Raw genomic sequence first — 12,800 nt, forward strand, 5'->3', positions numbered from 1 at the left:
AGGAAGATTATGAAATTGCTCACTCAATCAATGCTGGCTGCCACACTTCTCTTTGTAGCCATTACTCATGCCCAGCAACCCAACCCGCCAGGTCAGGTGGAAAAGGGCGAAAAGCCTGTCAACGAGGCATATTTGTTTGCGCACATGACTCACGAAGATTACGGGCGGCTGTACTACAGTGTCAGTCTGGACGGGCTGCATTGGTATAGGCTTAATGACGGCAAACGGGTGTTCGAAAATTATCAAGGCCACCCCGATATTACCCAAGGTCCTGACGGCACCTACTACATCGCCGGTAATACCAGCGATTCATCCCCCGATATCAACATCTGGCGTTCAAGTGACTTGATCAAATGGGAAAAACACACTACCTACCGCCCCGATTTATCTTCTACGCCGGGCTATGAAAATGCGTTGCAACGCATCGGTGCCCCTAAGCTTTTTTATGATGAAGCGTCCAAGCAATTTGTTATGTCCTGGCACACGCCACACGAAGAAGGAACTAAAGAAGATCCAGAACGCTATTGGGCCAGCCAGCGCACGTTGTATGTCACCTCGACCGATTTGAAAACGTTCTCCGCTCCACCCAAGCGCTTGCTCGACTGGGACATGGGCACCATTGACGTATTTCTACGTCATGCTGAAGGAAAATACTGGGCAATTATCAAAGACGAAACCTACCCCACCCTTGACTGGGTCACAGGCAAAACCATTCGTATCGCCAGTTCTGACGATTTGTTAGGCCCTTATGACAACCTAAGCGATCCCATCAGCCCAAACTTCCGAGAAGCGCCAATGCTAATCCCTTCGCCTGACGATTCGGCTTGGTATTTATATTACGAGCAATACCCGGGCGTATCCTATGGCTTGTCGGTGGCCGATTCACTTGGCGGCCCCTGGTATCAGATTTCCGGCTACACCTTTTTTGCCGACTGGGACAAATACAGTCTGCCAGCCAAAGTTCGCCACGGCCATATGCGCGTTATTTCAAAAACAGAATATAACGCGCTGGTCGAAGGGTTTGGCATCGACAAGTCAGGCAAATAGCACTAGGAGGGAAAATGATGACGTTAAAACTATGGTTGCAAAGCTCTCTGCTTGGCTTATTAATCTCATTTACCCCGCTGGCTATGGCAGATGCTAAATGGTCACCTGCACCCGATAGCATGCTGACACAGTGGGGTGAACAAATTACGCCGCAAAATGCCTGGCAGCAATACCCCCGCCCGCAAATGCAACGGGATAACTGGCAGAATCTCAATGGCTTATGGCACTACGCGGTGCAACCAAGAAGCCAAGGTGAGCCAAAAAAATGGGCAGGAAATATTCTGGTGCCTTTTGCCATTGAAAGCCCACTTTCCGGCGTGAAAACTCGTCTTAGTGAAAACGATGCGCTTTGGTATCAGCGAGATTTCACTGCCAATGCGGAAGGCAAAAACACCCTGCTTCATTTTGAAGCTGTTGATTACGCTACCCGTGTTTGGGTAAACGATACTTATGTAGGCAGCCATCGCGGTGGCAACCTGCCCTTTAGTTTTGACATCAGCAAGGCGCTTAAGTCAGGTACTAACACCCTAACGGTGCGTGTAATTGATGACACCGATGCCCCCGACCGCTACCAATTACGCGGTAAGCAAACACGCGATAATCAGGGTATTTGGTATACGCCGGTTTCTGGTATCTGGCAAACGGTGTGGTTGGAGCATGTAAGCTCCGTCTACGCTAAAGCGTTAAAGCTGGAAGCCAGTGCCAATGGTGAATTGCATGTGAATGTCAAAACACGCGGTGAGATTGCCCGAATGGAAGTGGTCGTATCAGACGGTACAAAGCAAGTTGCCCAACATTCCGTTGGCAGCACTCGAATTACCCTTGCAATACCCAATGTACAAGCATGGAACCCTTCGCACCCTAAGCTGTACGATGTCAACGTCACCCTGTTTGATCGGCAAGATGAACAGATCGACCAAATCAAGAGCTATGCCGGTTTTCGCACTATCAGTCGCGCTCAGGACAAAAATGGCAATTGGCAGTTTACGCTCAATGGCAAGCCAGAGTTTCAACTTGGTCCGTTGGATCAGGGGTGGTGGCCAGACGGTTTGCTCACGCCGCCTTCTGAAGCCGCCATCGTTAAAGAAATGCGCTATTTAAAAGACGCTGGTTATAACCTCATCCGCAAACATAAAAAAGTAGAGCCTCGGCGCTATTACTACCTGGCTGATAAACTCGGATTCCTTATTTGGCAGGATCAGGTCTCTGGCGGCACTGACAGCAGTGGTAATAAGCAAGAATGGCCAGTCTGGAATGAAGCGTCTAAGGCTTTCGAGGATCGTATGAAGGGCGAAATTGAAGCCGATTGGCCGCAATGGGCGCACCAGCAATACATGGATGAGCTTAGTAGCATGATCGATACTTTATACAACCACCCTTCCATTATTGTCTGGACCACGTTTAACGAACGCTGGGGACAACATCGCACCATGAAAATCGGCCGCTTCGTTGAGCAGTACGATACCTCTAGGCTGCTGAACATTGCCAGTGGCGGTAACTTTTTCCCTGTAGGTGATATTGCTGATGCCCATCATTATCCCGAACCGGTTTTTCTCACCAACGAAGGCACCTTCGACAATTATGTAAAAGTGGTAGGAGAGTACGGTGGGCACGGCTGGGCAGTGAAAGATCACCTTTGGGCTCCCGGCGGCAAGCAAATGATTTACGGCAATATGCCCGCCTCACTAGATGAATATAAACAGCGCTATATCCGCTCGGCCAACGATCTTGCCGAGTTAAAAAGCAAAGGCATTGCTGCTGGGGTATATACGCAAACCTCCGATGTGGAAACCGAGCTTAACGGTCTGCTTACCTACGACCGTGCTGTGGAAAAATTCACCGCAGATGAGTTGCTTTCCATTCATAAAAAAGCCGGATTAATTGAAAACATCGCGTGTGACACACTTTGCGAACAAGCATTTGAAGAGGTTAGCCATGAAAATTAGCACGTTTACGCCTTTACTTACCTCGACTTTTATAGTGGCGTTACTGTCAAACCCGACACATGCGGCTCCGGTTGACGTCCCTAAAATTTTTGTAGATGGTAAACCGCTGGCTGAAAGCAGTGTGAAGGTTGCTGGGAGCGCGGCCGAATCTCTCATTCAACTCGATGTAGACTGGGCTAACTTTGAGATAAGCACCAGGGTTAAAATGCTTTCTCCTGATGCCGAAGCCGGTATTGCTTTTAGAATGCCACAAAAGCACGAAGGTGACGCCAACAGTGGCTACCGTACGGGATTGTCACTGAGTGATGAGAATGTTTTCTTACGCACTGGCGATAAGATTGTCAGCCGCCGGGGCATGGCGCTTGAAACGGAAATGTGGTACTCGCTCACGCTCAAAGTTCGTAATAACCACTTCGTACTTTTCGCGGGCGACAAGCCTCTTGCAGAAGGCGACTATCCTGCCTTTGATGTCATAGATAATGCCTTCAACGCTGGCAATCTCGGCCTTTACATAAAAGGCAACGCTGAATTCGGCAGCGTAAAAATTGGTGATTATGAGCAAGCCACCGCAACGGTGACTTACACTAATCCGGTTCAATTAAATTGCGCCGATCCTGGCATGCTGCATTACGAAGACAAATACTACGCCTATTGCACCTACACGCCGGATTTCCCAGAAATGAAACGGGGTGTCCGCCTTTATACCTCGACCAACCTGGTGAACTGGAAGGATGAAGGCTTTGCCCTGACCAACGAGAATTCATGGGGCGAGTCACGCCATTGGGCGCCAGATATCGTCGAGCATGATGGCACTTTTTATATGTACTATGCCGTGGATGAACGCATTGCTGTAGCGACTGCATCCTCTCCGATGGGCCCGTTTAAACAGCAAAAGCAGGCGCCTATGACACCGGACAGCATTAAAATTGATGCCCATGTTTTTATTGATGACGATGGTGAGAAGTATTTCTATTACGTAGGTTTTGATAACGGCAATCACATCTGGGGTGCCAAACTTAACGACGATATGAAAACTGTTGATACCTCTACCATAACCCATCTCATTGCCCCTGAAGCGCCATGGGAGACCCATATGGCGAATGTAGCCGAAGGTCCGGTGGTACTTAAACACAAAGATTGGTATTACATGACTTACTCGGGCAGTCATTTTGAAAGCCCCTATTACTCTGTGGGCTACGCTGTGGCAAAGCATCCGCTTGGGCCTTGGAAGAAGTATGAATTTAACCCGGTGATGCAATCCACACCTTTTGCTCATGGTACCGCCCACCACAGCCTAACAGTTTCCCCCGACGGCGAGGAAATGTTTATTGTTTACCACCAGCATTACAGCTTGAATCAAACAGAGCCGCGCAAGATAGCAATTGATCGTATTCGGTTTGTGCCGCAGAAAAATGGCCCCGACAGGTTAGAAGTCTGGGGGCCAACAGTAACCCCGCAACCTATGCCAAGTAGCACTGAAAGCTAATAAGCTAACCCGCGCTGCCAGCTCGTTTCCGGCAGCGCCTTTCACATGCGTTTTTCTTCCCGAGCCCAGTTTGTACCGAAGTGCCGCAGTAGTGTTCCTCGATGCATCGGAGAGCTCTGCATGGCTTAAATTCGGAAAGCGTTAGGGCGCATTGGGAAGCTTTAGATCACGTTCAGGAAGCATTAGGTCACCGTCTGTAAGCTCTTGGACCTTGCTAAAAAATTTCAAGCCGCTATCAGAGAAACTCCCAAGCGTATTAAATGCCCCGAACAGAATTTTGGTTTGCCTTAAAAAGCTGGCTCACATTTATCCGGCTACAGCAAATCAGCCTGATTTCGGCGCGGTGCCGAAAACAACACTCCTCCCCGCCGTATCGGGAGCACTTTTGAACGCGATTAAGGAGCAATACAATGAAAAAATTACTGTGGTTAATTCTACTGACATTGTGGTGGCAAGCCAGCTACGCGGAAGTCTTAATGGAAGATGTCACTTCATTTTATCCCCGAATGATAAGGCTGGCCTATAACGGCCCCGCTAACGACAGCATTGTCGCCAGTTTTGATGTCATCGGTGCCGGGCATATTTACCAGAGCACCGACGATGGACAAAGTTGGACACAAATCTCAACGATCAACGAAACCGGCTTTGACAATACCTGTTGCAGCGAGCTTTACGAAGTTCCGCAAACCATGGGCAATACCACCGCTGGGACATTGTTCTGGGCGGTCTCCGCACACAATGGCACACCACCGGCAGCGCGGGAAATAAAAATCTATAAAAGCACCGATCAGGGGCAAAGTTGGCGCTATTTCTCTTCACCTGTATCTGGCAATACCGGCTTGTGGGAAGCAGAATTTATTATTGACGATTATGGTCGCCTAGTCATGTATTACGCCAGCGAAGAGCATAAGGGCAACGGTTATAACCAACTGATTGCACACAAAATTTCTACCGACGGTGGGCAAACCTGGGGTAATGAGGTTGTCGACATTGCGATTGCCGACACCTTGCAACGGCCTGGTATGCCTACCATTACACAGTTGCCTAATGGCGATTACGTTATGGCTTACGAAATTTGCGGGCCTACTTATAACTGCGATGCGTTTTACCGTAAATCTTCCGATGGGGTGAGCTGGGGCTCGATAGCCGCCATTGGCACGCATATCGAGTCGGTATCGGGAAATCATTATTCTCACGCCCCCACGATAACGTGGTTTGATAACGGCACGGCCAACGGAGAATTAGTGGTGGGTGCGCAGGTGTTAAGAGACGCTGCAAACAACGATATCGTGCGGCCATATTCAGTTTATATGGTTAACAATAATAATGGTGACGGGCGGTGGACCGAGCGCGCCGCGCCCCTATTTGTGCCAAGCGACGGCACAAATCCCTGTAACAGCTATAGCCCACAGTTTTTGCAACGCCTCAACAGTAACCAAATCATTCATATGACCAACAAAGAGTGTCGTATGTATACTGCTGTCGGCGAATTTAATCAGCCAGTTCCCAATGGCACATACAGGTTAACCGCCAGACATTCAGGTAAAGCGTTAGAAGTGGCAGACTGCGCTACGGCTGATGAAGCCAATGTTCAGCAATGGCCGTGGAATGGTGCCGATTGTCAGCGTTGGAACTTGACCTGGCAAGGGGATGGCAGTTACAGCTTAGTGTCTGCAAACAGCGATAAAGCTTTAGATGTTGCAGCTTGTTCGACCGAAAACGGTGCCAACATTCAGCAATGGCCATATAGCGGCGCACCTTGTCAAAAGTGGCGGATAGAACCCGTTGGTGACGGTTTCTATCGGGTAGTTTCACAAAACAGCGGCAAAGTGCTGGATGTTGATGCGTGTAACGCGGCTGACGGGCAAAACGTACAGCAATGGGAATGGCAGGGAGGCGAATGCCAACAGTGGAAAATTGAACCAGTGAGCGCTAACAGTATTGCTCAAGGCACCTATTCGATTGTATCGCAAAACAGCGGTAAAGCGCTGGATGTTAACGCATGCTCTGCAAATGCCGGGGCAAATGTGCAACAATGGCCTTATTCCGGTGCAAATTGCCAGCGCTGGCAGGTCACCCCCACCGCCGACGGTTATTTTGAAATACTGTCGGTGAACAGCAATCTGGCGTTGGATGTGGATGGTTGTCTGGATGTGCGCGGGCAGAATATTCAGCAGTGGAACAGCACCGGCGCGAACTGTCAGCGTTGGTCATTTGATGAGGTTGAGCCCGGCTTCTTCAAAATCGCTTCAAAAAATGGCGGCAAGGTGCTCGACGTTAACGCTTGTTCATTGGCTGACGGCGCGAATGTACAGCTATGGGAGTGGCTAGGTGGTGCTTGCCAGCGCTGGGAGCTTAATTCGCTTTAGCGATGTGAAAAAGTAAAAACGGAAGCGAAGTGGCTTGGCAGCTTCCGTTTTCCCACCTCCAGATTTCAACCTTCCGCTTACTCCTCGATCAACTCTTGCCTTTTTAACTCAGATGTAATGGCGCCCTTTTTGCGTTTCTGAATACCGGCAAGGATATCCAATGACTCGCCCTCGTTGAATTTCTTCGCCAGTGTCGTTTTTTCTTCTTGTGTTCAAGCTACCCCGGCATTCTTGAGTAAACCTTTTTCGAGATTTTCGGTCTGTCTCTGTTCAAGCGACTTTTTATTGCTGGCCTTCTGGCTGGCGGATTTTTTAAACATTCTATTAAAGCAAATAAGGCTCTAGTGATATCTGGATCATTAAAAGGAGACGCATTCGGCATAATTTCTCCTGTGGCAGAGTTAATACCGTTAGCCAGCGCCTCGATAATTTTTTAAGTGTGTATCCATACTTATGATGCTTCCGTTTTCATAAAAAGTGCATTCTCAAAAGATCATTAAAGTGCCAACTCGAAACGTTTTTTGAGAATCGTAGCTGCAAAGCGAATCTGACCATCTATTTGTAGCTAATGCAAAGAGGTAATTTAGTGGCTACGCTGTATATCCCTGCTCGCGGTGACATAGTGATCACTGACTTTGACACGCCTGCCGCTCATGAACAAGCCTGTAAGCGCCCTGCACTGATATTGCCACCTGCTCCATTCACCAACCAGATTCAGCTACGCTATTCATCGTAATCTGGCCCACCTTCACGCTGCCTTCAACAATAATGGGTTGGTTGATAATTACGGCGTTTGAAGAAGCCCGAATTCATATATGGACTCCTCCCGTATTGCAAGGTTTATCATCTAGATAACAGGGACAGGATTGCTGTCATATATTCGGTCTTTAATTAGCCGTAAAGGCTATGACCTTGATGTATTTCGCGCATATCGTCCTTATCAGATTATCGGTATTTTATTACCCCTGAATTCGACAGGTTTTAAATATGCCGGTTTGACCTGTTATGTCATCTATCTGTTACGCCTTCGCAATTCGTTGAAGTGTTTGTTCTTATTATACGGGTGAATATTCCTCACCTGATACCGTGATTGCCCATGCCATTCTGGCCATCTTATTGGCATACGCTACACATGCCCGATTATGCCCTCTTGTACAAACCAGATGGTTTATCCATATACTGAGTTTGTCATCCTTGGATTTAGCTCTAGAAACAACGGCTTTGGCTCCTTGGACGAGTAGACATCGTAAGTAACTGTTACCTTTTTTACTGATACCCAATAATACGTCTTTTCCGCCACTACTGTGTTGCTTGGGGACCAAACCTAATGACGCTGACACATCACGCCCCTTGCGATAAGCCCTGCCATTACCAACTTCATTAAAGTAGGCACTTGATATCATCGGACCAATGCCGGGAACAGATAGCAAACGCTGACAAATTGCATTGTTTTTTGCATATTGCATTATTGCCTTGTCATATACCTCGATACTGCTATCTAGCGTATGGAGTTGTTCATTAAGCTGTAACAGAAGTGCCTTAAACTGTATAGATAATTGCTGGTTGCCGTCCTCCAGCCATATTGAGATATGCTTGCGTAGTGTATGGATACCTTGAGGTATGCATATCCCATACTCTGCCACCAGTCCTCTTACTTGATTGCACAATGCTGTGCGCTGCCCAACGGCTAATGCTCTGGCCTTATGCTGAGCTTGATTATCTTGTTGTTCGACTGACTTTATACCAGCAGATCTGATATGGGGCTGACGGGCGGCAATAGCTATAGCTAAGGCATCGTTATAATCGTTTTTGTTACCGACTAAAAATGCTTTAACATGCTGTGGCGGAACCAGTTTTACTTCATGACCACATCCTTGAATTTCCCTCGCCCAATAGGAAGAAGTTGCACAAGACTCTATAGCAACAAGGCATTGAGGATGAGAATGAAAGAAAGCTAGCACCTCTGCTCGCTTTAACATTTTCTTTTTCAGCAGCCTACCTTCCTTGTTGCAGCACACCACATGAAAGACTCTTTTTGCTATATCTAACCCGATTGTTGTAATCTTCATCTTGGTCTTCTCCCGTTTGATTGTAAGTTCAAATTCAATCATGGCACTCAGATGCCGAATTTGGGAGGAGACCATCACATCAGATAATAAGTGCACCACTCATGGTTAAACGGTGAGAAGAGATCAACTGCCTGTTGGTGGTACTCTGTAATCGCCAAAAAACAAGAGTAGTTACCATGAGTTACAAGCAGTTGATCGAGGGACAACGATAGCAGATAGAGGCCTACTTACGCGAGGGTTTCAGTTATCGGGAGATTGGGAAGCGGCTTAAAGTCAGTCATAGTACGATTAGTCGTGAAGTACGTCGCAACAGGATTCGGGACAATCACTACCTGCCTGAAGTAGCCCATGCTAAGACGATTAAACGACGATGTCAGGCAACCAAGTACGGCATCCCCGCGCTCACAATGACCTTTGTTGAGTTCGGGCTGATCCAGAAGTGGAGTCCGAAGCAAATTGCTGGCGTGGGTAAAATCATCGGTTGTAACGTCAGTCACGAGTGGATTTATGGTTATGTCCAGCGAGACAAGTTACGCGGCGGCAAGCTGTATAAACAGCTGCGACAAGGTCACCGAAGATACCGTAGAGGTAACCGCGCGAAGCGAGTCATAATCCCGAATTGCATTGGTATAGAGCATCGTCCTGCCATCGTGAACAGAAAGAAGCGGTTCGGCGATTGGGAGGCCGATACGGTTTTAGGGAAGCAAGGAACAGGCGCAATTGTCAGCCTGGTAGAGCGAAAGAGTAAGCTGTATCTGATACGAAAAGTACCAGCTAAAAGTGCGGCTGATGTAGCCCGGGCAATGGTTGGCATGCTGTGGAAGTATCGACGCCACGTTCGTACTATCACGGCGGGTAACGGCAGCGAATTTTGTGACCATGAGTTGGTCGCAGAGAAGTTGAAGGCGGACGTCTACTTCGCGAATCCGTATTCATCTTGGGAACGCGGACTGAATGAAAACTTCAACGGCTTGCTGCGCCAATACATACGGAAAGGCACCGATTTACGGACGGTAACAGACAAGCAAATTGCTGAGGTTGAGCGTGCCCTGAATGCGAGGCCAAGGAAATGTCTTGGATTTAAACAGCCCGCCGTCGTGTTCGAGCAGTTACGAGGAGCGGCCTAATTTAGCGAGTGGTGCACTTCGGAGTTGAATTCGCGAATGGTTAAGTTATCAAATTAATTGTGATTTCAATGCGTTGAAAAGATTCTGGTGTACTTGAACACCGATTCCGGAAATGAGCACAAAACTTTACCAAATAAATCCGGAATCAGTGTTCAAATGATCCAAGAATAGGTGTTCAAGTGTTTCCGGAATCGCTGTTCAGATCAGGCCGGAATATGCACCAATGCAACGAAAAAGCTTTTGCCTTTTGTCCGCATCGCGAATATAGCCGCTCTCCCATTGTTTTATTCAATATGGTTATTCGCTTTGTTACGGATGAACTGCTTTGCTTCTTCTGATAAGCACTGATCAGACAAGTAAGAAAACAAATAAGGCTTACCCTTTTCTTGTTGATCTCCAAAATTCTGTAATTGAACAATTAGCAACAAGACTGACAGTACCGTTAACTAAAAGCAATGCCAGAAACAGCCTTTATATGAAAAAATTGCCCCTGGAGATACAGTTCGAAGGCGAAACTTATTTATTCCTTGCTCAACAACTTAGCTCCATACCTGAAGAGGTGTTACATGATCCCATTGGTTCGTTGAGGCAATCCAGAGATTTGCTGATAGAAGCAATAGACTTTGCGATTACTGGAATATAACGCTCCAGACAGGGGCATTAACACGTAGGCTTAAATACGAACGAAATGACGGAGCCTACGTGTTAGTGTCCCGCTGCCTTGGTTTGTTATGTGCGTGCACAAAATGACTTTTATTGTGCACCATTTTGTACAAAAAATAGATGGTAATAATAGGGCAAATAAGCAACGCCTTATATGAAAAAGTAACTGGATAGGTATTTGGTAACCAAAGGCCGATAGTAAAGGCAAAAAGAACTGATGAAATTGCTAAGCAGCAAAAGATTAATAGGGAATAGAGCGCAATTTTCAACAGAGCGTAGGGCATAGGCAAAATTGCACTTTTAGTGACCTTGTACCCTGTAATGAAAAATCCGACTGTTATCAGGTTGGCAAGAAACAAATCCATCTAAACATTCCCTTTAGCACATAACGCCTTAAAGCGGTTGTTAGCAATCAATTTTCACAACCTTTGCATGAGGGAAAACTGTTCTTGCCCTACTAAAAATGTTATCCGCCCAAGTTTTCCTGGAACATAAATATCTAGCGCATTATCACTTTGATTGAAAAGACTTATACAGTTGCCAGCTAATTGAATTTTCACTACGGAACTCTTTGGTAAAGTTTTACTACCAATAGCCGAATAGTTTACGCAAATGCTATCGCCTAAATTTTGAAATACCTTATCAGGATCATAATTTCCAATTTTTATGTATCGCAATACGGCTAGCAATATAGCGATTGAAAAAGCAAGAATCCAAAAATAAGAAATGTCCATGAAGTCCTCTTTGATTGCTAACGGCCTAATTTGGCGGCGCAAACGCGTGGGAGATACTGCATAGTAGCCCGCGCGTTTGTGTCCACATTTGATTGTTAGGCTGCATGCAGATCTATAGGCTGCACGTTGTCTAGGTTGATGTTTTGCTTTGCTAGCCAAAGTTCGTAATTGCCCTGCATGCTAAGCCAACTCTCAGGGGTTCGGCCTAGTACCTTAGATAGCCTCAATGCCATTTCTGGTGTTACAGCACTTTTACCCTTTACCACACGATTAAGCGTTGATGCTGCAACACCAAGATGCGTGGCAAGTGTTCTGCAACTAATGCCATGTGGTTCCATGTATATGGACTCAATAAACTCCCCAGGGTGCGGTGGGTTATGCATATTCATTAGTGATAATCCTCGTAATTTAAGATGTAAGCATTACCATCCTTGAATTCGAAAGTTACTCTCCAGTTACCATTAACTGATATAGACCAAATGTTGGCCCTTTCTCCTTTCAATTGATGAAGAGAAAAGGCAGGTAGATTAACGTCATCTATTTCTTGTGCGGTGTGGATAGCAGCTAACTGCATACGAAGTTTCTTCGCGTGCTTTACTTGGATGCCTGATGTTTTTCCTTTCTCGAAAAACAGCTTCAGACCTTTGTGTTTAAATGACTTAATCATGCGATGAGTGTAGCGCATTGCGCAACGCGGTACAACTTTGACCAACACCTCAATCAGCCGCCGCTTTAGCGGCCGGCTGAATTGATTTGTTATATTTTATTGATAAACCACTTCTCTTCTGGAAACCAAACAAATGCTTTCACCTTGGGGAGATAGATAAATGTTTACTGCCCCTCCATCACTTTCCAACAATAGGGTTTTTCCATTCATGGTTCCTATATACTTCCAGTCTTTATATGTTTCTTCACGGGTTACCATACAGGACTGTGGAAGCGCAAAGGTCTCGACATATGTAGAGTCGCATTTACCTGAAGATGTTGGTGCGGTGATCACCGAAACATGAGAGTCACCATCAGAATAGCCTTTACTTGTTAACGTCGCGTACAGTCGATTGTCGCTATCTTTCGAATTCCAAGAAGCGTGTGTACTGTGAGCTTTATCTTTAATTATAAAATCAGAAACACTTTTAATCTGGGATCTGCAGGTTCTAATCTCATTTTTATCAGCCATATCTACAATCGAAGTTTCTTCAGCATGTGTATTAGCTACGACTCCAAACCACATCGTGCTAATAATTAATGTTTTTTTCATCCTTACTCCTTTTTTAATATGATGAAGAAAAATATAACGCTTGCAGCATGCGCGCCCACGAAAAGGAGCCGAAGGCGCAATGTAGTGGGCGTCGCCATGCC

At 46.5% G+C, this 12,800-nt stretch carries 12 protein-coding genes; 7 read left to right on the forward strand and 5 right to left on the reverse strand.

From position 1 onward, the window contains the following. The first annotated feature begins 9 nt into the window (after positions 1-9). The 5 genes from CA267_RS03740 to CA267_RS03760 all read left to right on the forward strand — a co-directional run bounded on the left by CA267_RS03740 (position 10) and on the right by CA267_RS03760 (position 7,584). Positions 10-1,047, forward strand: coding sequence for a glycoside hydrolase family protein (locus tag CA267_RS03740; protein ID WP_075608729.1), 1,038 nt, complete (start codon positions 10-12; stop codon positions 1,045-1,047). 14 nt (positions 1,048-1,061) lie between these two features. Beyond that, positions 1,062-2,993, forward strand: coding sequence for a glycoside hydrolase family 2 protein (locus CA267_RS03745; RefSeq protein WP_075608728.1), 1,932 nt, complete (start codon positions 1,062-1,064; stop codon positions 2,991-2,993). Then, a complete protein-coding gene (locus CA267_RS03750; RefSeq protein ID WP_075608727.1) occupies positions 2,983-4,479 on the forward strand; it encodes a glycoside hydrolase family 43 protein in 1,497 nt (498 codons plus the stop codon). The genes CA267_RS03745 and CA267_RS03750 overlap by 11 nt, the downstream gene beginning before the upstream one ends. Before the next feature lie 410 nt (positions 4,480-4,889). Continuing rightward, entirely contained in the window at positions 4,890-6,848 is a 1,959-nt protein-coding gene (locus CA267_RS03755; protein WP_075608726.1) for an RICIN domain-containing protein, read from the forward strand. 586 nt (positions 6,849-7,434) lie between these two features. Beyond that, on the forward strand, positions 7,435-7,584 hold the full coding sequence (locus tag CA267_RS03760) for a type II toxin-antitoxin system PemK/MazF family toxin (RefSeq protein ID WP_139316224.1): 150 nt from the start codon (positions 7,435-7,437) through the stop codon (positions 7,582-7,584). Between the two features lie 319 nt (positions 7,585-7,903). Here CA267_RS03760 and CA267_RS03765 read toward each other — a convergent pair whose 3' ends face one another. Further along, on the reverse strand, positions 7,904-8,917 hold the full coding sequence (locus tag CA267_RS03765) for an IS110 family RNA-guided transposase (RefSeq protein WP_075610008.1): 1,014 nt from the start codon (positions 8,915-8,917) through the stop codon (positions 7,904-7,906). 215 nt (positions 8,918-9,132) lie between these two features. Here CA267_RS03765 and CA267_RS03770 point away from each other — a divergent pair, with 215 nt between their 5' ends. Further along, positions 9,133-10,044: an IS30 family transposase gene (locus CA267_RS03770; RefSeq protein WP_232367625.1), complete on the forward strand. Its 912-nt coding sequence runs from the start codon at positions 9,133-9,135 to the stop codon at positions 10,042-10,044. 325 nt (positions 10,045-10,369) lie between these two features. Continuing rightward, positions 10,370-10,687 carry a CcdB family protein gene (locus CA267_RS03775; RefSeq protein WP_075608725.1) on the forward strand — a complete coding sequence of 106 codons (318 nt, stop codon included), beginning with the start codon at positions 10,370-10,372 and terminating at the stop codon, positions 10,685-10,687. A 439-nt stretch (positions 10,688-11,126) separates the two neighbouring features. Here the strand turns inward: CA267_RS03775 and CA267_RS03780 are convergent, their stop codons facing one another. From CA267_RS03780 to CA267_RS03795, 4 genes are all read right to left on the reverse strand, one after another. Further along, positions 11,127-11,441 (reverse strand): hypothetical protein, encoded by a 315-nt coding sequence (locus tag CA267_RS03780; RefSeq protein ID WP_075608723.1) that lies wholly within the window; start codon positions 11,439-11,441, stop codon positions 11,127-11,129. Between the two features lie 95 nt (positions 11,442-11,536). Further along, on the reverse strand, positions 11,537-11,830 hold the full coding sequence (locus tag CA267_RS03785; protein ID WP_075608722.1) for a HigA family addiction module antitoxin: 294 nt from the start codon (positions 11,828-11,830) through the stop codon (positions 11,537-11,539). Continuing rightward, the gene (locus tag CA267_RS03790) at positions 11,830-12,108 is read right to left on the reverse strand and encodes a type II toxin-antitoxin system RelE/ParE family toxin (RefSeq protein WP_075610007.1); all 279 of its coding nucleotides are present in this window, start codon (positions 12,106-12,108) and stop codon (positions 11,830-11,832) included. Before CA267_RS03790 ends, CA267_RS03785 begins: the two co-directional genes overlap by 1 nt. Positions 12,109-12,204: 96 nt before the next feature. Beyond that, entirely contained in the window at positions 12,205-12,699 is a 495-nt protein-coding gene (locus tag CA267_RS03795; protein WP_075608721.1) for a hypothetical protein, read from the reverse strand. Positions 12,700-12,800: the final 101 nt, after the last annotated feature.

The organism is Alteromonas pelagimontana (assembly GCF_002499975.2).
GTDB classification, from domain to species: domain Bacteria; phylum Pseudomonadota; class Gammaproteobacteria; order Enterobacterales; family Alteromonadaceae; genus Alteromonas; species Alteromonas pelagimontana.